This is a genomic window from Streptomyces ochraceiscleroticus (assembly GCF_000720485.1).
GTDB classification, from domain to species: Bacteria; Actinomycetota; Actinomycetes; order Streptomycetales; family Streptomycetaceae; genus Streptomyces; species Streptomyces ochraceiscleroticus.
This window is the reverse complement of sequence record NZ_JOAX01000013.1, coordinates 103,373-122,403: the sequence shown is the minus strand read 5'-3', so window position 1 is coordinate 122,403 and position 19,031 is coordinate 103,373. Positions and strand designations below refer to the sequence as shown.

Annotated in this window: 20 protein-coding genes; 8 read left to right on the top strand and 12 right to left on the bottom strand. The window is 72.1% G+C overall.

The window, feature by feature from the left end:
• Positions 1 to 93: 93 nt before the first annotated feature.
• Complete coding sequence (locus tag IG84_RS0117835; protein WP_031057919.1) at positions 94 to 1,224, top strand: LLM class flavin-dependent oxidoreductase; 1,131 nt, start codon at positions 94 to 96, stop codon at positions 1,222 to 1,224.
• Complete coding sequence (locus tag IG84_RS0117830; protein WP_031057917.1) at positions 1,224 to 1,982, top strand: glucose 1-dehydrogenase; 759 nt, start codon at positions 1,224 to 1,226, stop codon at positions 1,980 to 1,982. Before IG84_RS0117835 ends, IG84_RS0117830 begins: the two co-directional genes overlap by 1 nt.
• A gap of 63 nt (positions 1,983 to 2,045) precedes the next feature.
• Here IG84_RS0117830 and IG84_RS0117825 read toward each other — a convergent pair whose 3' ends face one another.
• The 5 genes from IG84_RS0117825 to hsaA are packed head-to-tail and all read right to left on the bottom strand — an operon-like array spanning position 2,046 to position 7,226.
• Positions 2,046 to 3,731 carry an FAD-dependent oxidoreductase gene (locus tag IG84_RS0117825; protein WP_031057912.1) on the bottom strand — a complete coding sequence of 562 codons (1,686 nt, stop codon included), beginning with the start codon at positions 3,729 to 3,731 and terminating at the stop codon, positions 2,046 to 2,048.
• Positions 3,731 to 4,231: a flavin reductase family protein gene (locus IG84_RS0117820; RefSeq protein ID WP_031057909.1), complete on the bottom strand. Its 501-nt coding sequence runs from the start codon at positions 4,229 to 4,231 to the stop codon at positions 3,731 to 3,733. Before IG84_RS0117820 ends, IG84_RS0117825 begins: the two co-directional genes overlap by 1 nt.
• Positions 4,219 to 5,130, bottom strand: a complete 912-nt coding sequence (locus tag IG84_RS0117815; protein WP_031057906.1) for a VOC family protein — start codon at positions 5,128 to 5,130, stop codon at positions 4,219 to 4,221. Before IG84_RS0117815 ends, IG84_RS0117820 begins: the two co-directional genes overlap by 13 nt.
• A 39-nt stretch (positions 5,131 to 5,169) precedes the next feature.
• A complete protein-coding gene (gene hsaD / locus IG84_RS0117810) occupies positions 5,170 to 6,042 on the bottom strand; it encodes a 4,5:9,10-diseco-3-hydroxy-5,9,17-trioxoandrosta-1(10),2-diene-4-oate hydrolase (protein ID WP_245659388.1) in 873 nt (290 codons plus the stop codon).
• A complete protein-coding gene (hsaA, locus tag IG84_RS0117805; protein ID WP_031057902.1) occupies positions 6,042 to 7,226 on the bottom strand; it encodes a 3-hydroxy-9,10-secoandrosta-1,3,5(10)-triene-9,17-dione monooxygenase oxygenase subunit in 1,185 nt (394 codons plus the stop codon). The genes hsaD and hsaA overlap by 1 nt, the downstream gene beginning before the upstream one ends.
• 159 nt (positions 7,227 to 7,385) lie before the next feature.
• Here hsaA and IG84_RS0117800 point away from each other — a divergent pair, with 159 nt between their 5' ends.
• On the top strand, positions 7,386 to 8,237 hold the full coding sequence (locus tag IG84_RS0117800; protein WP_031057899.1) for an IclR family transcriptional regulator: 852 nt from the start codon (positions 7,386 to 7,388) through the stop codon (positions 8,235 to 8,237).
• 34 nt (positions 8,238 to 8,271) lie between these two features.
• Here IG84_RS0117800 and IG84_RS0117795 read toward each other — a convergent pair whose 3' ends face one another.
• The 5 genes from IG84_RS0117795 to IG84_RS0117775 form a co-directional block, all read right to left on the bottom strand.
• A complete protein-coding gene (locus IG84_RS0117795; protein ID WP_031057897.1) occupies positions 8,272 to 9,303 on the bottom strand; it encodes a ferredoxin--NADP reductase in 1,032 nt (343 codons plus the stop codon).
• Complete coding sequence (locus IG84_RS0117790) at positions 9,296 to 9,538, bottom strand: hypothetical protein (RefSeq protein ID WP_031057893.1); 243 nt, start codon at positions 9,536 to 9,538, stop codon at positions 9,296 to 9,298. The genes IG84_RS0117795 and IG84_RS0117790 overlap by 8 nt, the downstream gene beginning before the upstream one ends.
• Before the next feature lies 1 nt (position 9,539).
• Complete coding sequence (locus IG84_RS0117785) at positions 9,540 to 10,688, bottom strand: 3-ketosteroid-9-alpha-monooxygenase, oxygenase component (protein WP_031057889.1); 1,149 nt, start codon at positions 10,686 to 10,688, stop codon at positions 9,540 to 9,542.
• A gap of 151 nt (positions 10,689 to 10,839) precedes the next feature.
• Positions 10,840 to 11,793 (bottom strand): SDR family oxidoreductase, encoded by a 954-nt coding sequence (locus IG84_RS0117780; RefSeq protein ID WP_245659386.1) that lies wholly within the window; start codon positions 11,791 to 11,793, stop codon positions 10,840 to 10,842.
• On the bottom strand, positions 11,790 to 12,587 hold the full coding sequence (locus IG84_RS0117775) for an SDR family oxidoreductase (protein ID WP_031057883.1): 798 nt from the start codon (positions 12,585 to 12,587) through the stop codon (positions 11,790 to 11,792). The genes IG84_RS0117780 and IG84_RS0117775 overlap by 4 nt, the downstream gene beginning before the upstream one ends.
• Before the next feature lie 91 nt (positions 12,588 to 12,678).
• Here IG84_RS0117775 and IG84_RS0117770 point away from each other — a divergent pair, with 91 nt between their 5' ends.
• The 5 genes from IG84_RS0117770 to IG84_RS0117750 all read left to right on the top strand — a co-directional run bounded on the left by IG84_RS0117770 (position 12,679) and on the right by IG84_RS0117750 (position 17,141).
• Positions 12,679 to 13,434: an enoyl-CoA hydratase family protein gene (locus IG84_RS0117770; RefSeq protein WP_031057881.1), complete on the top strand. Its 756-nt coding sequence runs from the start codon at positions 12,679 to 12,681 to the stop codon at positions 13,432 to 13,434.
• A complete protein-coding gene (locus IG84_RS0117765; protein ID WP_031057878.1) occupies positions 13,431 to 14,297 on the top strand; it encodes a CoA transferase subunit A in 867 nt (288 codons plus the stop codon). The genes IG84_RS0117770 and IG84_RS0117765 overlap by 4 nt, the downstream gene beginning before the upstream one ends.
• Entirely contained in the window at positions 14,294 to 15,058 is a 765-nt protein-coding gene (locus IG84_RS0117760; RefSeq protein ID WP_031057876.1) for a CoA-transferase subunit beta, read from the top strand. The genes IG84_RS0117765 and IG84_RS0117760 overlap by 4 nt, the downstream gene beginning before the upstream one ends.
• Positions 15,059 to 15,069: 11 nt before the next feature.
• Positions 15,070 to 16,119 carry an NAD(P)H-dependent flavin oxidoreductase gene (locus IG84_RS0117755; RefSeq protein WP_031057873.1) on the top strand — a complete coding sequence of 350 codons (1,050 nt, stop codon included), beginning with the start codon at positions 15,070 to 15,072 and terminating at the stop codon, positions 16,117 to 16,119.
• Positions 16,120 to 16,214: 95 nt separating this feature from the next.
• Positions 16,215 to 17,141 carry a tyrosine-protein phosphatase gene (locus tag IG84_RS0117750; RefSeq protein ID WP_031057870.1) on the top strand — a complete coding sequence of 309 codons (927 nt, stop codon included), beginning with the start codon at positions 16,215 to 16,217 and terminating at the stop codon, positions 17,139 to 17,141.
• Positions 17,142 to 17,226: 85 nt separating this feature from the next.
• On the opposite strand, the gene IG84_RS0117745 is transcribed toward IG84_RS0117750, so the two are convergent.
• Positions 17,227 to 18,384 (bottom strand): acetyl-CoA C-acetyltransferase, encoded by a 1,158-nt coding sequence (locus tag IG84_RS0117745; RefSeq protein WP_031057867.1) that lies wholly within the window; start codon positions 18,382 to 18,384, stop codon positions 17,227 to 17,229.
• 27 nt (positions 18,385 to 18,411) lie between these two features.
• On the bottom strand, positions 18,412 to 19,026 hold the full coding sequence (locus tag IG84_RS0117740; protein WP_031057864.1) for a TetR/AcrR family transcriptional regulator: 615 nt from the start codon (positions 19,024 to 19,026) through the stop codon (positions 18,412 to 18,414).
• Between the last annotated feature and the right edge of the window lie 5 nt (positions 19,027 to 19,031).

The following is a 19,031-nucleotide window of genomic DNA, read 5'->3' as shown; positions in this document are numbered from 1 at the left end:
CCTCTCCTCCGCAGTTCTGATAGGTGTATTTCTAATAGGCATAGTCGGAACAGAAACAGTCGGAACAGAAACAGTCGAGCGAAGGAGCCCGTCGTGAAGTTCTCGATGATCTTCGAGGCGCAGATGGCCGATCCGTCTCCCGCATCCGAGCGGCAGGTGATCCGGGACTGCGTCGAACAGGCCGTGTTCGCCGAGGAGATGGGATTTGACCGGATCTGGGCGGTCGAGCACCACTCGCTGACGCAGTACGCGCACATGAGCGCCTCCGAGGTCTTCCTGTCCTGGGTGGCGGCGAAGACCTCCCGGATCCGGATCGGCCACGGCGTGGTGACCATGCCCTTCGGCTACCAGCACCCGGTACGGGTCGCCGAACGGTCCGCCATGCTCGACGTGCTCTCCGGCGGCCGCGTCGACATCGGCTCCGGACGCGGCGCCACCAAGCAGGAGATGTCCATGTTCGGGGTGCGGCCCGAGGACACCTATCCGCAGATGGAGGAGGCGCTGCGGATCATCAGCAGCGCCTGGCGCGACGAGACCTTCGAGTGGCACGGGTCGCTCGACATCGGTCCCGGCGCCGTGCTCCCCCGTCCCGTACAAGCCCCGCACCCGCCGCTGTTCATGGCGTGCAGCAAGCACGACACCCTCAAGCTCGCCGCCGAACTGGGCGTCGGCGCACTCGTGCTGGGCTTCGCCGGCGCCGACGACATCCGCGAGATGCGCAAGGTCTACGACGAGGCCATCTCCGTACGTGGTACCGAGCGCTTCGTCTCCACCGAGGTCAACGACCACTTCTCCGCGCTGTGCCCGACGATCGTCCTGGACGACGCCGACGCCGCCTACCGGATCGGCACGCGGGGCCAGCGGTTCTTCGCCGAGTCCATCGCGCACTGGTACGGGAACGGCCCGAAGCCGACCGTGTACGCGGAGGACGAGGACCATGTCGCCGCGATGGGGCGCCGCCGCGACGAGCTCGTCGCCAAGCTGCACGAGGCGGACATCCCGGCCCGCCCCGCCGACACCGGCACCTACAACGCCGAGCACGCCTACGGCACCGCCGGGACCGCCATCGACTACGTCGAGCAGCTCCGCAGGATCGGCGTCGACGAGGTGATGTGTCTGATCCAGATGGGCACCGTGCCGCAGGACGTGTGCATGGAGACCATCCGGCAGTGGGGCGAGCGCGTCATCCCGCACTTCCGCGCCCTGGAAGGGACCGCGGGCTGATGGCCTCGGACACGGTGGGGCGGCTGGCCGGCAAGGTCGTACTCGTCACCGGAGCCGGGCGCGGGCAAGGTGCCGCCGAGGCACGGCTGTTCGCGGAGCACGGGGCGCGTGTCGTCCTCACGGACGTCCAGGAGGACACGGGCCGCGACGTCGCCTCGGACCTCGGGAAACAGGCGGTGTTCGTACCGCACGATGTGACCGACGCGGCGGGCTGGCAGCGCGTGACCGAGGCCGCGCTCGGCACCTTCGGCCGGATCGACGCGCTGGTGAACAACGCCGCGCTGTGGCGCACCGCGCCCATCGAGGAGGAGAGCGAGGCGAATCTGCAGCGGCTGCTCCAGGTCAATCTCGTCGGGCCGTTCCTCGGCCTCCAGGCGGTGGTCCCGGCGATGCGTGCGACGGGCAACGGCGGGTCGGTGGTGAACATCTCTTCCACGGCCGGGCTGGTCGGCATTCAGGGCCACGCCTCGTACGGGGCGACGAAGTTCGGGCTGCGCGGGCTCACCAAGTCCGCGGCCCTCGACCTCGCCCGGCACCGCATCCGGGTCAACTCCGTGCACCCCGGCATGGTGGACACCCCGATGGTCGCGGGCGCGCTCGGCGCCGATGCCGGGGAGCGCGAGTGGCCGAACGTACCGCTGCGCCGGATGGGCCGCTCGGAGGAGGTCGCGGAGCTGGTGCTGTATCTGGTGTCGGACGCGTCGGCGTACGTCACGGGCGCCGAGTTCGCCATCGACGGCGGGCTGACCGCTCAGTAAGGCCGTACGCACGGAGGAAGCCCGCCGGTACGGAACCGGCGGGCTTCCTCGGTGCGTACGGGATCAGCGCCCGGCGAGCGCCTTCGCGATGGCGTTGACCGCGATCCAGCTGAAGGTCATCGCCGGGCCGATGGTCGCGCCCGGCCCCGGGTACGTCTCGCCCATCACCGCGGCCGAGGCGTTCCCGGAGGCGTACAGCCCCTCGATGACCGAGCCGTCCTCGCGCAGTACGCGGGCCGTCGCGTCGGTGACCGGGCCGCCCTTGGTGCCGATATCGCCGGGGTGGACGGGGACGGCGTGGAAAGGGGGCTTGGCCAGCGGGGCGAGGTTGGGCGCGGGCAAGGTGGGGTCGCCGTAGTAGCGGTCGTAGACGCTGTCGCCGCGCCCGAAGTCCTCGTCGCGGCCCGCGCGGGCGAAGCCGTTGAAGCGGTCGAGCGTCGCCCGCAGCCGGTCGGCCGGCAAACCGGTCCGCGCGGCCAGCTCCTCGACCGTGCCGGCCTGCTTCACGAAGCCGCTCGCCGTCCACTTCTTCGGGAACGGCTGCCCCGGCAGCAGCCCCATGAAGACGTACCGGGCCTTGGAGGTGGCGTCCAGGATCAGCCAGGAAGGCACGGTGGACGCACCGGGCCGGTCGTGCGCGTACATCGCGTCGACGAACTCGTGGTACGGCGCCGCCTCGTTGGCGTACCGTGCGCCGGACTGGTCGACGATCACCATGCCGGGGATGCCGCGGTCCGCGACCAGGAAGAACGGCTTCTCGCCGGGCGCCACCACGGACGGCGCGCCCCACACCTTGTCCATCAGGTCGGTCGCGGCGCCCGCCGCGACGGCCGCTTCGAGGGCGTCCCCGGTCTGCCCCTCGGCCGCCGACGACCAGGCGGTGGAGGTGGGCGCCGGGAGGTACTTCTCGCGCAGCCGGCTGCTGTGCGAGAAGCCGCCGGAGGCCAGCACGACGCCGCCGGAGGCCCGTACGGTGATCTCCTTGCCCGCCCGGTCGAGCCGGACGCCGGTGACCTTGCCGTCCTCGGTCACCAGGCCGGTGAGCGGCGCGGAGAGCCACAGGTCGCCGCCCAGTCGGTCCATCGAATACCGCATCCGGGCGACCAGCGCCTCGCCGAGCGCCAGCGGCCGGCGGCCGGTGGCCAGGGCCGCGAGCGCGCGCAGCCCGAGCTTCACCGAGGTGCGTTTGCCGGCCCAGGTGCGCGCGGCCATGTTGAGATGGCGGAAGTCCCGGGAGGTGATGGTGAGCCCGTACGTGGGCAGGCCCGCGCGGCGCATGGTGGCACGCAGTCCGGGGCGCAGCTTCCTGAAGTCGAAGACCTCGGGCTCGACGGACCGGCCCTGCGCGAAGCCGCCGAGCCGCTCCGGGTAGTAGTCGCTGTAGCCGGGGGTGTACGCGAAGCGGACGGCGGTCCGGTCGTGGAACTCGCGGACCATGGCCGGGCCGTGTGCGAGGTAGGCGTCCTTGCGCGCGGCCGGTACCCGGTCGCCGACGGTCGCGTCGAGGTAGGCGCGGGCCTTCTCGACGGTGTCGCCGAGGCCCGCCGCGTCGAGGTGGAAGTTGCCCGGTACCCAGATGGCGCCGCCGGACAGCGCGGTCGAGCCGCCGTACAGGTCGGTCTTCTCGGCCACGAGGACGGTGAGCCCGCGCAGCCGGGCGGTGAGGGCCGCGGCCATTCCGGCGGCGCCGGAGCCGATCACCACGACGTCGTAGGTGTGGTCCCAGGAAGGGGTGCGGTGCTCCGGCATCAGAAGGCCCCCACTGCGTAGCGGCTGCGGAAGTACAGGAGCGGGCGGCCGTCCTCGCGCGCGTCGAGCGCGAGGACCTCGGCGGTGACCAGGTGATGGTCGCCGGCCTCGTGCACGGTGCTCAGTGCGCACTCGATGTGCGCCAGGGCGCCGTCGATGCGTACGGTGCCGTGCTCCCCGGTGGTCCAGGGAACGCCGGCGAACTTGTCGGGGCCGCTGCGGCCGAGCGCGGCGCAGATCTCCCGCTGGTGCTCGGCGAGGATGTTGACGCAGAAACGGCCGGTCCGTTCGATGCGCGGCCAGCTCGTGGACGTCTTGCCGGCGGCCAGCATGACCAGTGGCGGGTCGAGGGAGAGTGAGGCGAAGGACTGGCAGGCGAAGCCGGCCGGGCGGCCGTTGTCGTCGAGCCCCGCGACGACGGTGATGCCGGTGGCGAAGCGGCCCAGGACGTCCCTGAATCCGGCCGGGTCCACCGCTGTACGCCCGATCAGCCGTTCCACCGGTGCCCCCAGAAGCTGTCGGCGGTGATCTCCTTGGCGACCCAGGTGGCGGGGTCGACGACCAGGCCGTCCCAGCCGTACTCGACCTGGAAGCCGCCGGGCGCCTGGGCGTAGAAGGAGACCATCCGGTCGTTGGTGTGCCGGCCGAGGGTCGAGGCGATGGGGATGCCCGCCTCGTGCATGCGATCCAGGCCGCGCCCCACGTCGTCGAGGGTCTCCAGCTCGACCATGAAGTGCACGATGCCGGGCGGCAGTTCACCCGGGTACAGGCCGAGGCTGTGGTGGCGCCGGTTGGGGCTGAGGAAGTGCATCAGGTGGAAGTCCCGCTGCTCCTTGGCGGTGGGGACGGCCTGCGGGGGCAGCTTCATGGAGTCGCGCAGTTGGAAGCCGAGGACGTTCTCGTAGAAGTCCAGCGCCGCTTCGATGTCGGGGACCGGCAGGACGACATGGCCCAGGCCCAGGTCGCCGGTGCCGTCGGCGGTGCCGGTGACGAAGCGGTTGCCGTACGGGGTGCCGAGCGGGGTGTGGTCCTGCGCCTGGCCCCAGAAGAGCTCCAGCGGGTTGCCGCAGGGGTCGGTGAACTGGATCAGGCCCTGGACGCGGCGCTCGGCGAGTACGGCGTCGTCGGCGGCCTTGACGGCGACACCGGCCGCCTCCAGTTCCCGGGCGGCGTCCACGAGCGCGGCGGCGTTCGCGACCTCCCAGCCGGCGGCCTGCAGCCGGTCGGCGGCGCCGCGGACGACGGCGAGGCGGTGGGCGCGGTCGTCGATGCGCAGGTAGAGGGTGTCGTCGTCGGTGCCGGTGGCCGCCACCATGCCGAGGAGGTCCAGCGCGTACGTGCGCCACTCCTCGAAGCGGGCGGTCTCCACGCGCAGATAGCCGAGAGCACGGATGTCCATGGTCGGTCCCCTTCGGGCGTCAGTGAGAAAAGCTGCTGTTCATTGAGAAAAGAAGGCGATCGCGAGGCGGTTGAACTCGTCGGCCTGCTCGGTCTGCGCCCAGTGGCCGCAGTGCGGGAAGACGTGCAGCCGGGCGTCGGGGATGGACTTCAGGGCCACCAGCGCGCCGTCGAGCGGATTGGTGCGGTCCTCGCGGCCCCAGGTGAGCAGGACGGGCTGGGTGATCCGGTGGGCCTCGCGCCACAGCATCCAGTCCTGGGCCCAGGCGGGGTTGGCGAAGGCGGCCGCCATCCGGGCGTTGCCGAGCTTCGTCTCCGGGTCGGTGGCCGATGCCCAGCGTTCCTCGACCAGCTCGTCGGTGATGAGGGACTGGTCGTACGCCATGACGCTCAGGAACGCACGGAGCTGTTCCTTGGTCGGCTCGGGCGACGCCTGGAATTCGAAGAGCCGCTTGATGCCTTCGGTCGGGTCCGGCGCGAAGAGGTTGAGGGAGACGCCGCCGGGCCCCATCAGCAGCAGCTTGCCGACCCTGTCCGGGTGGTCCAGTGCCATGCGGACGGAGGTGCCGCCGCCGAGCGAGTTGCCGATGAAGTGCGCCTGCTCGATGCCGAGTTCGTCCATCAGGGCCGCGACGGAGCCGGCGCTGTAGCTGAAGTAGTCCCTGTCGAGTTCGGGCTTGGCGGAGCGGCCGAAGCAGGGCTGGTCGATGAGGAGGGTGCGGAAGGTACGGGCGAAGACGGGCAGGTTGCCGCCGAAGTTGCTCCAGCCGGAGGCGCCGGGCCCGCCGCCGTGCAGCATGATCACGACGGGCGCTTCGGCGGGACCCGCCTCATGGAAGTGCAGCTCGACGCCGCCCGCCTTGACCATCCGGGACGTCGACTCATACGTAAGCACCGCCATCTGATCCCCCATCAGAGCATCGTGTCCTGGATGTCGAGGCCGAGCGCCGCCTGCCCGAAGAGCACCAGCGCGCGCTCGGGGTCGTTGGCGGCGTGCCCGCGGCCGGTGTGCGCGTCGCGCCAGGCGCGCTGGACGGGGTTGGGGCCGTTGCGCATCGCGCTGCCGCCGGCGTTCTCCACCAGCAGGTCCACCGCCGCCACCGCGCGTTCCGTGGCGAGCACCTGGTCGCGGCGGACGCGGGCGCGCAGCTCCGCCGACGGGTCCTCGCCGCGCTCCGCGCACGCGTACAGCTCGCTCATATTGCGGCGGAGCTGCAGCCAGCAGGCGTCGATGTCACTGGCCGCGCGGGCGATGCGGACCTGCGCGAAGGGGTCCTCGGCGACCTTCTGGCCGTAGGAGACCCGGATCCGCCGCTTGGTGGCCTCGGTGTACGCCTCGTACGCGCCCTCGGCGATGCCGACGATCGGGGTGGAGATGGTGGTGGTGAAGACCGAGGCGTACGGCAGCCGGTACAGCGGCTCGGGGTTCAGCTCCTGGCCCGGCGTCCGCAGCGCGCTGACCGGGCCGAAGCTCAGCGCCCGGTACTCGGGCACGAAGGCGTCCTTGATGACGATGTCGTTGCTGCCGGTGCCGCGCAGGCCCACGGTGTCCCAGACCCGGTCGATCGTGTACTGGGTCCGGGGCACGAGGAAGGTGCGCATGTCGACCGGCGCGCCGTCCTCGCCGAGGACGAGGCCGCCCAGCAGCGCCCAGTCGGCGTGGTCGCAGCCGGAGGAGAAGTGCCAGCGGCCGGAGATCCGGAAGCCGCCGTCGGCCACGGTGACCCGGCCGGTCGGGGCGTAGGAGGAGGCGATCCGGGTGGTGCGGTCCACGCCCCAGACCTCCTCCTGCGCCCTCGGGTCGTACAGGCCGACGTGCCAGGGGTGGACGCCGACCACGGAAGCGACCCAGCCGGTGGAGCCGCACGCCTTGGCGATCTCCTTGACCGCCTCGTAGAAGAGCACCGGGTCCGCCGCGCAGCCGCCGTACGCCCTGGGCTGCAGCAGCCGGAAGAACCCCGTGCCCTCGATGTCCTTGACCGAGGCGTCGGGCACCCGGCACAGCTCCTCGGCCTCGGCGGCGCGCTCGCGGAGCACCGGGGCCAGCTCCCGGACGGCGGCGAGGACCTCGTGCGCGCTCATGGCGTCTTCGCTCATGGCGACCCCTCTCAGGTCGTGAATGTGGCCGTGTGATGCGGAGGTGCGAAGTGCCGCGAATCTACGCCTGACTATTTCGATTCGAAATAGCGGGTTCCCGCTGAGCGGGAACCGTGGCAGGCTCTCGGCACCCCTCCCCGCTCCTCGCAGGAGTCGCCGATGACAGTGCGTCCGCCGTCACTTCTGGAGAAGGCCGCGCTCGTCCTGGGCGCCTTCCAGGGCGCCACGCCCCGGCTGACGCTCACCGAGGTGGTACGCCGCTCCGGGCTGCCCCGCTCGTCCGTGCACCGCATCCTCGACCAACTCGTACAGCTCGGCTGGCTGGACCGCGACGGCCGGGACTACCGCCTGGGCATGCGGATGCTGGAGCTGGGCGCGATGGCCGCGCACCACAACCGACTGCGCCGGGCCGCGCTGCCGCATCTGCACGCGCTGCACGAGAAGACCGGGCACGTGGTGCACCTCGCCGTGCTCGACGGACCCGAAGTGGTGTACCTGGAACGGCTCGGCGGCGTCGCGGACGCGTCGGTACCGTCGCGGATCGGCGGCCGGCAGCCGGCGTACTGCACGGCCACCGGCAAGGCGATCCTGGCGTTCGGCGAGGAGGCGCTGGTCGCGGAGGTGCTGCGGGCCGGGCTGCGGCCGCGCACGGCGTACACCCTCACCCGGCCCGGCCCCTTCCGCGCGGAGCTGGCGCGCATCCGCGAGCGCGGCGTGGCCTTCGACCGAGAGGAGAGCTTCCGCGGCGTGGCGTGCGTGGCGGCGCCGCTGCGGGGCGCCGGGCGCGCGATCGCCGCGGTCTCGGTCTGCGGCAACGGCCTCCACCGCGAACTGGAGCGGCTCGCCCCGGTGGTGCGGGGGACCGCGCGGGCGATCTGGGCGTCACTGTACGGGCCGGGGCGGGCTGCGGCCGTCCCCCGTACGACCGCGGCGCCGCCCCCGGAACCGGCCCTCGAACCGGCACAGATGGACACGATGATGTCGTGGATGCGGTTCGCGGAGTGGATGTGATGTGCGGAGTGGATGTGAGCATCCGCCCGCGGGCTCAGGAGTAGCTGATCCCGACCCGGTCGGTGAGGGGGACGGCCTGGCAGGCCAGGACGTACCCCTCGGCGATGTCCTCGTCCTCCAGCACGTCGTTGCGGAGCATCTTCACCTCGCCGGCCACGACCCGGCACGCACAGGCGCTGCACGCGCCCTCCCGGCAGGAGTACGGAGCGTCGACGCCGGCGGCGAGCAGGGCGTCCAGGAGGGGTGTCTGCGGCGGCCAGGAGACGGTGTGCGTGTCGCCGTCCAGCTCCACCTCGGCCTCCGCGGCGCCCTCTTCCAGGACCGGCGCGTCTTCCCCGCCGGGCTCCGCGAAGACGTCCCCGCTCAGCGAGAAGAACCGCTCCCGGTGGACGCGGCGGCCGCGCCCGCGCAGGGACTCCTCGACCGCGTCCATCAGGGGCGCGGGCCCGCAGACGTACGCCTCCCGGTCCGCGTACGGGGCGAGCACGGTTGCCAGCCGGTCCGCGGCAGGCAGCCCCTGAACCGACTCCAGCCAGTGGACGACCAACAGCCGGTCAGGATGTTGCGCGGTCAGCTCGCGCAGTTCGTCGCGGAAGATGACCGAGGACTCGTCGCGGTTGGCGTACAGCAGCGCGACCTTGCCCCGCCCGCCGGCCAGCACCGACTTGGCAATGGAGATGACCGGCGTGATGCCACTGCCGCCCGCGACGAGCAGCAGGTCGCGGTCGAGGGAGCCCGGCGTGAAGGTGCCGGCCGGCGGCAGCACCTCCAGCTCGTCGCCGGCGGTCACGTGGTCGCAGAGCCAGTGGGAGCCGTACCCGCCGGCCACCCGCTTGACCGTGATCTTCAAGGGCTCGCCGGTCTCGGGTGAGCTGGACAGGGAGTAGCAGCGGGCTGCAACCGTTTCGCCGTCCGCACCCGGCAGCTTCAGAGTGAGGAACTGCCCGGCGCGGTAAGCGAATCGCTCGGTGCTCTCCGGCGGCACCTGCAGGACGAGCGACCGCGCTTCGGCCGTCTCCTCGATCACTTCGCGGATCCGCACCCGGTACGTACGCGGCTCAGGCATCGGCGGCCTCCCACGTGGTGACGCGCAGGGTTCCCTCGGCAGCGGCCCGGTCGATGCTGTGGCGCAGCGCCGCGCAGGTCCGGATCCGGGCAGCGGTTTCTCCCGCGGCCACCAGGGCGCTGAACTCCGGGCAGACGGACGCCGCTTCGGCCGTCCACTGCACGGAGGTGTGGGCGGGGCTGAACTTCTCGCAGAGGACCTGGTTGCCGCAGGCCGCGCACTCCACCGGCTGCATGTCAGGCCCCGGCCCCCGTCCCCGCCGCCCGGCGGGCCAGGTTCGCGTCGACCTCGGCGCGCCATGCCTTGTTGGCCCGCTCGGTGTCGATCTCGAACTCGAACCGCCGCGTCATCTCGTCCGGTACATCGGCCGCGTCCCGGTAGAACTGCTCGTACCAGCGGCGCAGTTGATACACCGGGCCGTCCTCCTCGGTCAGCAGCGGATTGTCGATCCGGGTCTTGTGCCGCCAGATCTCGACGTCCTGCTCGAAGCCGGCCGCGAGGCCGCGGGAGGTGTGCCGGGCGGCCTCGGCGGCCTCGGCGTCGGACATGCCGGGCAGTTTCCTGACGATCGCGCCGTACTGGAGCACGAAGCTGTTCTCGTCGACCGGGTAATGGCAGTTGATCAGCACCATCTCCATCTCGAGACCGTCCGTCCCGGCCACCGGCGACCAGAGACGGTCGATCATGTAGGAGGGGCCGTAGTACGAGGCGTCGGAGCGCAGCGGGGCGCTGAGGGCACCCAGGTCCACGTCCTCGCGCGGGGCGCTCTCCATGTACTGGGTGGCTATGTGTCCCTCGAAGACGTTCTTGAAGTAGGTCGGGAAGGAGTAGTGCACGTAGTAGAAGTGCGCCATGTCGACAATGTTGTCGACGATCTCCCGGCAGTTGGCACCGTCCACCCGGAGGGTGTGCCAGGTCCAGTCGCTCCACTCGTCGCTGAAGGCGCCCTCGATGCGCGGGATCGTGACCTCGGGCGGCGGCGGGTTGCCCTCGGGGTCGTGCCAGACGAAGAGCTGGCCGTTCTCCTCCAGCGTGGTCCACGCGCGAGTACGGGCGCGCGGTGGCACGCGGCGGGCGTACGGCACGCCCGCGCACCGGCCATTGCCCGCCCAGCGCCAGTCGTGGAACGGGCAGGCCACGGTGTCACCCTTGACGGAACCGTGCGCCAGATTGCCGCCCATGTGCGGGCAGTAGGCGTTGAGCACGTGCAGCGCCTTGTCGTCCGCGCCCTGGAAGACCACCAGCTTGGTGCCGAACGCCTCGATCTCGTGCGGCTCGCCGTCCTTGAAGTGGTCGGCCAGGCCGAGGCAGTGCCAGCCGCGGGCGAAGCGGGCGGGCGGCCGGCCCGCGTCGATGACGCGGACCTGGTCGTGGAGAGCAGTCATCTTGTCTGGACCTCCTGCGGGCAAGGGGCTGTCCGGGGAGGCTAGGGCGGTCCCGGAGCGGTGCGGGAGGCCGAATTCCCGGTGAGCGGGAAAGCATCCTCAGCAAGCCGGCCGGGCCGGGCCAAGCGGTCACGCGCAGGGCGCCGCCGGGTCACCGCGCCCCGTACACCGGCTGCGGCGGCTCGGCCGCCGCGAGCAGCTTCCGCGCGGCCTCGCCCGCTTCTGCCGGGGTCCACCGGGCGCCCTTGTCGGCGGTGGGACCGGGGCGCCAGCCCTCCATGACGGTGATCCGCCCGCCCTCCGCCTCGAAGACCCGGCCGCTCACCCCCTCGGAGGCGGCGGAGGCCAGCCAGACGACGAGCGGGGAGACATTCTCGGGGGCCATCGCGTCGAATTCGCCCTCCCCCGGCGCCGCCATCGTCCCGGCGAACGTCTCCTCGGTCATGCGGGTGCGGGCCGCCGGGGCGATCGCGTTGACCTGCACGCCGTACCGGGCCAGCTCGGCGGCGGCGACGAGCGTGAGGCCGACGATGCCGGCCTTGGCCGCGGAGTAGTTGCCCTGGCCGACGCTCCCGAGCAGCCCCGCGCCCGAGCTGGTGTTGACCACCCGGGCCTCGGGCGTGCGACCGGCCTTGGCCTCCGCGCGCCAGTGCGCCGCGGCGTGCTTCAACAGCAGGAAGTGGCCCTTGAGGTGGACGCGCAGTACGTCGTCCCAGTCGTCCTCGTCGAGGTTGACGAGCATCCGGTCGCGGAGGAAGCCCGCGTTGTTGACCAGGGCGTCCAGCCGGCCGTACGTGCCGAGCGCGGTGCTGATCAGCGAGGCCGCGCCGGCGGCTGTGGCGATGTCGCCGCCGTGCGCGACGGCCGCGCCGCCGGCGGCGCGGATCTCGTCGACGACCTGCTGGGCGGGCCCGGCGGCGGCCGCGCCACTGCCGTCCAGGCCGACGCCCAGGTCATTCACGACGACCTTGGCACCCTCCGCTGCGAGGGCGAGGGCGTGCGCGCGGCCCAGGCCGCGGCCGGCTCCGGTGACGACGGCGACGCGGTCCGCGCAAAGTCCGGTAGTGGCGTTCATGGCGCGTGAGGTCATTTCGTCCGAGGTCATTGCGTGTGGTTCCCTTCCGTGTGGTTGACGGTGGCGGCGTCGAGGAACGCCGGGCGCTCGCCTCCCCCGTGGACGAGCAGCGAGGCGCCGCTGAGGTACGTGGCGCGGCCGGAGGCGAGGAAGACGCAGGCGTCGCCGATCTCTTCGGGTTCGGCGAGCCTGCCGAGCGGTACGGTGCGGCCGACGGCGGCGAGCCCGGCCTCGTCCCCGTAGTGCAGGTGGGACAGTTCGGTGCGGACCATGCCGAGGGTCACGGTGTTGACGCGTACCTTCGGGGCCCATTCCACGGCCATCGAGCGGGCCAGGTTCTCCAGGCCCGCCTTGGCGGCACCGTAGGCCGCGGTGCCCGGTGACGGGCGGGTGCCGCTGACGCTGCCGATCATGATGACCGAGCCGCCCGCGGTCCCCTCGCGCAGCAGATCGTACGCGGCGAGCGAGGCGTTCAGCGGGGCGAGCAGGTTGAGTTCGACGACCCGTGCCGCGTGCCTGCTGCCGCCCTCGGCGAGCATGCGGTACGGAGTACCGCCCGCGTTGTTGACGAGCGTGTCCAGCCGCCCGTACTCGCTCCGTACCGTGGCGAAGAACGCGCCGACGGCGTCCGGGTCCCGGAGATCCACGGAGTGGAAACAGGCGGTGCGTCCGGCCGCCTCGACGGGCCGGTCGGGGGGCCGTCGTGCGCAGGTCACCACCTCGGCCCCGGCTTCCAGCAGGGCGCGCGCGATGCCCGCGCCGACGCCCCGCGTGCCGCCCGTGACGACGGCGACGCGTCCCGACAGATCGATGATCGCTGGCATTGAGCACCTCCCGCGGCGCGCCGTCCGCTGCTACCTTGCCTGCAACAGGCGCGCCTAACAAACGTTTGGTGGAAAGGTAGCTGATCTGCTCATGGGTGTCTCCACCTCCGCGCCCGAAGAGGGCATCGCGGTCATCACCGTGGACTTCCCACCGGTGAACGCCCTGCCGGTGAACGGCTGGTACGCGCTGGCCGCCGCACTCCGCGCCGCCGGCGCCGACCCGAAGGTGCGCTGCGTCGTCCTCGCCGCCGCGGGCCGCGGCTTCAACGCCGGCGTGGACATCAAGGAGCTGCAGCGCACGCCCGGCCACGACGCGCTCATCGGCGCCAACCGCGGCTGTTACGAGGCGTTCGCCGCCGTGTACGACTGCGAAGTCCCGGTGATCGCCGCGGTACAGGGCTTCTGCCTGGGCGGCGGCATCGGCCTGGTCGGCAACGCGGACGCGATCGTGGCGAGCGACGACGCGACCTTCGGCCTGCCCGAGCTGGACCGGGGCGCGCTGGGCGCGGCCACCCATCTCGCCCGGCTGGTCCCGCAGCACCTGATGCGGACGCTGTACTACACCTCACGCACCGTCACGGCCGAGGAACTGCGACAGCACGGCTCCGTGTGGCGGGTCGTCCCGCGTGACCAACTGTTGGCAGCAGCGCAGGAGTTGGCGGTCGAGATCGCCGCGAAGGACGGCACTCTGCTGCGTCTCGCCAAGGCCGCGATCAACGGCATCGACCCGGTCGACGTACGCCGCAGCTACCGCTTCGAGCAGGGCTTCACCTTCGAGGCCAACCTCAGCGGCCTTGCCGACCGCGTACGGGACGCCTTCGGCACCGACGAGGAGCGGCAGTCATGACCAGGGACAAGACCATGACGGCCGACGCGGTCGTCGCCCGACTGGCCAGCGGCATGACGCTCGGCATTGGCGGCTGGGGCTCGCGCCGCAAGCCGATGGCCCTGGTGCGGGCCCTGCTCCGCTCGGACCTCACCGACCTGACCGTGGTGTCGTACGGCGGCCCGGACGTCGGGCTGCTCGCCGCCGCCGGGAAGATCCGCCAGCTCATCACCGCGTTCGGCACGCTGGACTCCGTACCGCTGGAGCCGCACTTCTGCGCGGCCCGGCAGCGTGGCGGCCTCGAACTGACCGAGCTGGACGAGGCGATGGTGATGTGGGGGCTGACCGCCGCCGCGCACCGGCTGCCCTTCATGCCGATCCGGGCCGGCCTCGGCTCGGACGTGATGACCGTCAACCCGGGGCTGCGCACGGTGACTTCGCCGTACGAGGACGGCGAGGAGCTGGTCGCCGTCCCCGCCCTGCGGCTGGACGCCGCGCTCGTCCACCTCAACCGGGCCGACGCCCAGGGCAATGGCCAGTACCTCGGGCCCGATCCGTACTTCGACGACCTGTTCTGCCAGGCCGCCGACGCCGCGTACGTCTCCTGCGAGCGGGTGGTGGACACGGCCGAGCTGCTCAAGGACCAGGGGCCGCAGTCGCTGCTGGTCAAGCGGGCGTTCGTGACCGGCGTCGTCGAGACGCCGAACGGCGCGCACTTCACTTCCTGCGCCCCCGACTACGGCCGCGACGAGGCGTTCCAGCGGGCGTACGTCCGGGCGGCCAAGGACCCGGACGCGTGGCGCGCATTCACCGAGCGGTTCCTGTCCGGCGACGAGCACAGCTACCAGGCCGCGGTCGCGGCGTTCCATGAGGAGTCGGCATGAAGACGATCACGGCGACGCGGGCCGAGTACTGCGTGGTGGCCTGCGCCGAGGTGTGGCGCGACGCGGGCGAGATCCTGGCGAGCCCCATGGGCACGATCCCCACCATCGGCGCCCGGCTGGCCAGGCTCACCTTCTCCCCCGGCCTGCTGCTCACGGACGGCGAGGCGCTGCTGATGGGGGACGTGCCGGCGCTCGGGGAGCCGTCCGGGGTGACCGAGGGCTGGCTGCCGTACCGTCAGCACCTGGCGCTCGTCTCGAGCGGGCGGCGGCACGTCATGATGGGCGCGAGCCAGCTCGATCGGCACGGCAACCAGAACATCTCCTGCATCGGCGACTGGGACCAGCCGAAGCGGCAACTCCTTGGCGTGCGCGGTGCACCCGCCAACACGCTGAACAATCCGACGAGTTACTGGGTGCCGCGGCATTCCACGCGGGTGTTCGTCGAGAAGGTCGACATGGTCTCCGGCGTCGGGTACGACCGCGCCGCCGCGGCCGGTCCCTCCGCGACCCGCTACCACCGCATCCCGGACGTCATCAGCAACCTGGGCGTCTTCGACTTCGAGACCCCGGACCGTACGATGCGGCTGCGCTCGCTGCATCCCGGCGTCACGGTCGGGCAGGTGCGGGAGGCCACCGGCTTCGCATTGACGGTCCCCGACGACGTGCCTTGCACCCGCGAGCCCACCGCCGAGGAGCTGCGGCTGATCCGTGCGGTGATCGACCCGAACGGCCTGCGCGAGCGCGAGGTGCCCTCGGCGTGACGGACACCGGTATCGAGACCGCACTGACGAAGCTCGTCGGCGTCCGCCATCCCCTCGTGCAGACCGGTATGGGCTGGGTGGCCGGTCCCCGCCTGGTCTCGGCCGCCGCCAACGCGGGCGCGCTGGGGATCCTGGCTTCCGCCACCATGACACCCGACCGCCTCCGCGCGGCCGTCCGCGAGGTCACGTCCCGTACGGACGCGCCCTTCGGGGTCAATCTGCGGGCCGACGCGGGTGATGCGGCCGAGCGTGTACGGATCATCATCGACGAGGGCGTACGGGTCGCCTCGTTCGCGCTCGCGCCCTCGCGGGAGCTGATCGCGCGGCTGAAGGACGCCGGGGTGGTCGTCATCCCCTCCATCGGCGCCCGGCGGCACGCCGAGAAGGTCGCGGCGTGGGGCGCCGACGCGGTGATCGTGCAGGGCGGCGAGGGCGGCGGCCACACCGGGGAGGTCGCCACGAGCGTGCTGCTGCCGCAGGTCGTGGACGCCGTGGACATCCCGGTCATCGCGGCGGGCGGCTTCCGCGACGGCCGCGGCCTGGTCGCCGCGCTGGCGTACGGCGCCGCCGGGATCGCCATGGGCACCCGCTTCCTCCTCACCTCCGACAGCACCGTCCCCGACGCGGTGAAGGCCCGCTATCTGACGGCGACCGTCAAGGACGTCACCGTCACCACCGCCGTCGACGGGCTCCCGCACCGGATGCTGCGCAGCGAGCTGGTCGACGCGCTGGAACGCTCGGGCCGCACCGCTGCCCTGCTGCGCGCCGTACGCCACGCGGCGGCCTTCAAGCGGGAGTCCGGGACGAGCTGGCGCCGGATGATCGGCGACGGCCTGGCGATGAAGCACGGCAAGGAGCTGACGTGGAGTCAGGTCCTGCTGGCCGCCAACACCCCCATGCTGCTCAAGGGCTCGATGGTGGACGGCCGTACGGACCTGGGCGTGATGGCTGCGGGCCAGGTCGCGGGCCTGATCGACGATCTGCCGTCCTGCGCGGAGCTGGTCGCCCGCGTCATGGCGGAGGCCCACGCCACCCTCCGCGGTCTGCCGCCCGCGGACTGACCCCCACGGTTCGCCCCGATTCACATCCCCCGCTTCACACCCCCACGGTTTGCACGCCCTTCGGAAGCCTTCCCCTCCCCCTTTGGAGCTGCCCGATGCGCGCCACACGCCTCCTCCGCCGGACGGCCGGCACGACGCTCGCCGCCCTCGCCCTCGGCGCCCTGCCCGCGTGCACGGCGGCCGAAGCGCCGCCGCGCCCGGACCGGTCACCGGCCGCTTCCCCGGCCTCCACGGTCCACCGCGTCACGCTGCACGGCGCGGTCAACGTCCGCGACCTCGGCGGCTACCGGGCCGCCGACGGCCACCACGTCCGCTACGGCCGGGTCTTCCGGGCCGACGGGCTCGGCAAGCTGACGCCGGCGGACCGTGCGAAGCTCGCCGCGCTGGACCTCCGTACCGTCGTCGACTTCCGCGTTCCGGCCGAGACCGCGCGCGACGGCGCCGACCGGCTCCCCCGCGGCCTCACCCTCGTGCCACGCGCCGTGGCCGACAGCGGCCTCAACGACACAACAAACCGGGCCCTCGCCACCAAAGACCCGGCCACGCAGCGGAAGCTGCTCGGGGAGGGCCGGGCGGCGCGGCTGATGCGCGCCACCTACCGCTCCTTCGTCACGGACGCGAAGAGCCGCCGCCAATTCGCCGCGACCGTACGGGACATCGCGGACGGCAAAGGGGCTCCCCTGCTCTTCCACTGCACCGCGGGCAAGGACCGCACCGGCTGGCTGAGTTACGTACTCCTCCGCGCCGTCGGCGTACCGGAGTCCGCCGCGACCCGCGACTACCTGCTCTCCAACGAGCTCCGCGCGGCGGCCGACCGCAGGACCCGCGCGGGCCTGAAGAAGGCCGGCCGGATGCGGAACCCGGAGCTGCTCACCCCGCTCCTAAAAGTCCGCGAGGACTACCTCCGGGCGGCTCTCGACCAGGCCGAGCAGGACTACGGCGGCCTCGACGGCTATCTGACCGACGGCCTCGGCCTGGACACCTCGACCCTGGCCGGTCTCCGCGCCCGGCTGCTGAGGTGAGAGAGGTACCGGCATGCTCCGACTGGGAGTGATGGCACCGTTCACCGACGGCCCGGCGTGCCCGCACACACGCCGGCCCCCTGCATCAGAGCCGCTCGATGATGGTCACATTGGCCTGGCCGCCGCCCTCGCACATCGTCTGGAGGCCGTAGCGGCCGCCGGTGCGCTCCAGTTCGTGGAGGAGGGTGGTCATGAGCTTGGTGCCGGTGGCGCCGAGGGGGTGGCCGAGGGCGATGGCGCCGCCGTTGACGTTGACCTTTTCCGGGTCGGCGCCGGTCTCCTTCAGCCAGGCCAGGACGACCGGCGCGAACGCCTCGTTGATTTCGACCAGGTCGATGTCGTCGATGGTCAGGCCGGTCTTCTTCAGCGCGTGCGCGGTGGCCGGGATGGGCGCGGACAACATCCGGATGGGGTCTTCGCCGCGTACGGAGAGGTGGTGGATACGGGCGCGCGGGGTGAGGCCGTGCTCCCGTACAGCGCGCTCGGAGGCGAGCAGCATCGCCGAGGCGCCGTCGGAGACCTGGGAGGAGACCGCGGCGGTCAGCCGGCCGCCCTCGACCACCGGCTTCAGCGCCGCCATCTTCGTAAGTGAGGTGTCCCGGCGCGGCCCCTCGTCGGCGGTGACGTCCCCGTACGGTACGAGTTCGCGGTCGAAGCGGCCCTCGTCGGCGGCGCGCAGGGCCCGCTGGTGGGAGCGGAGCGCGAACTCCTCCATCGCCTCGCGGGTGATGCCCCACTTCTCGGCGATCAGCTCGGCGCCGTGGAACTGGTTGACGGGCGCGTCGCCGTAGCGGGCCCGCCAGCCCTCGCTGCCCGCGTACGGGCCGTCCGTCAGCCCGAGCGGTTCGGCGGCCCGGCGGCTGGCGAAGGCGATCGGGACCATCGACATGTTCTGGGTACCGGCCGCCACGACCAGATCCTGGGTGCCGGAGAGCACCCCCTGCGCGGCGAAGTGGACGGCCTGCTGCGAGGAGCCGCACTGCCGGTCGACGGTGACGCCGGGGACCTCTTCGGGCAGGCCGGCCGCCAGCCAGCTCGTACGGGCGATGTCACCGGCCTGCGGCCCGACGGTGTCCAGGCAGCCCATCACCACGTCCTCGACCGCTGCCGGGTCGACGCCGGTGCGCCGCATCAGGGCCTTCAGCACATGGGCCCCGAGGTCGGCCGGGTGGACGGCGGCGAGCCCGCCGTTCCGGCGTCCCACGGGGGTGCGTATCGCGTCGACGATGTATGCCTCGGCCATGACGGCTGCTCCTCGGTCGGGTGTCGGTCAGGTGCGTACGGCGACGCCGTCCAGGACCATCGAGAGGTACTGGCGGGCGATCTCCTCCGGGCTGTGCTGTCCGCCCGGGCGGTACCAGCTCACCGCGACCCAGACGGTGTCGCGGATGAAGCGGTAGGTGAGCCGGATGTCCAGGCCGGCGCGGAACACGCCGTCGGCTACCCCGCGCTCCAGCGTGCCCAGCCACGCCTCCTCGAACTTCGTCTGCGAGTCGGCCAGGTAGCCGAAGCGCGGCTGGGTGGCGAGGGTCCGGGCCTCCTTCTGGTAGATGGCGACGGCGGCGCGGTGCCGGTCGATCTCCCGGAAGGACTCGGTGACGAGGGCCTCGATGGTCTCCCGGGGGCCGAGCCCTGCGGCCAGCACGGTGTCGTAGCCGGTCCACAGCTCGTCCAGGAAGGTGGCGAGGATCTCGTCCAGCATCGACTCCTTGGAGTCGAAGTGGTAGTAGAGGCTGCCGGCCAGCATCCCCGCGGCGTCCGCGATCTTGCGCACGGTGGTGGCGTTGTAGCCCTGCGCGGCGAACACCTCGGCCGCGGTGTCCAGCAGCTCGCGGCGGCGCTCGGGGGACGGGCTCACGTTCGGTTTCTTCTTGGCGGTTGGCACGGTCC

Bases quoted from the DNA above. Each gene is read 5' to 3' on its own strand.
- IG84_RS0117830 (WP_031057917.1), top strand. From the start codon at position 1,224: ATGGCCTCGGACACGGTGGGGCGGCTGGCCGGCAAGGTCGTACTCGTC.
- IG84_RS0117825 (WP_031057912.1), bottom strand. From the start codon at position 3,731: ATGCCGGAGCACCGCACCCCTTCCTGGGACCACACCTACGACGTCGTG.
- IG84_RS0117815 (WP_031057906.1), bottom strand. From the start codon at position 5,130: ATGGACATCCGTGCTCTCGGCTATCTGCGCGTGGAGACCGCCCGCTTC.
- hsaD (WP_245659388.1), bottom strand. From the start codon at position 6,042: ATGGGGGATCAGATGGCGGTGCTTACGTATGAGTCGACGTCCCGGATG.
- hsaA (WP_031057902.1), bottom strand. From the start codon at position 7,226: ATGAGCGAAGACGCCATGAGCGCGCACGAGGTCCTCGCCGCCGTCCGG.
- IG84_RS0117800 (WP_031057899.1), top strand. From the start codon at position 7,386: ATGACAGTGCGTCCGCCGTCACTTCTGGAGAAGGCCGCGCTCGTCCTG.
- IG84_RS0117795 (WP_031057897.1), bottom strand. From the start codon at position 9,303: ATGCCTGAGCCGCGTACGTACCGGGTGCGGATCCGCGAAGTGATCGAG.
- IG84_RS0117790 (WP_031057893.1), bottom strand. From the start codon at position 9,538: ATGCAGCCGGTGGAGTGCGCGGCCTGCGGCAACCAGGTCCTCTGCGAG.
- IG84_RS0117785 (WP_031057889.1), bottom strand. From the start codon at position 10,688: ATGACTGCTCTCCACGACCAGGTCCGCGTCATCGACGCGGGCCGGCCG.
- IG84_RS0117780 (WP_245659386.1), bottom strand. From the start codon at position 11,793: ATGACCTCGGACGAAATGACCTCACGCGCCATGAACGCCACTACCGGA.
- IG84_RS0117775 (WP_031057883.1), bottom strand. From the start codon at position 12,587: ATGCCAGCGATCATCGATCTGTCGGGACGCGTCGCCGTCGTCACGGGC.
- IG84_RS0117770 (WP_031057881.1), top strand. From the start codon at position 12,679: ATGGGTGTCTCCACCTCCGCGCCCGAAGAGGGCATCGCGGTCATCACC.
- IG84_RS0117765 (WP_031057878.1), top strand. From the start codon at position 13,431: ATGACCAGGGACAAGACCATGACGGCCGACGCGGTCGTCGCCCGACTG.
- IG84_RS0117760 (WP_031057876.1), top strand. From the start codon at position 14,294: ATGAAGACGATCACGGCGACGCGGGCCGAGTACTGCGTGGTGGCCTGC.
- IG84_RS0117750 (WP_031057870.1), top strand. From the start codon at position 16,215: ATGCGCGCCACACGCCTCCTCCGCCGGACGGCCGGCACGACGCTCGCC.
- IG84_RS0117745 (WP_031057867.1), bottom strand. From the start codon at position 18,384: ATGGCCGAGGCATACATCGTCGACGCGATACGCACCCCCGTGGGACGC.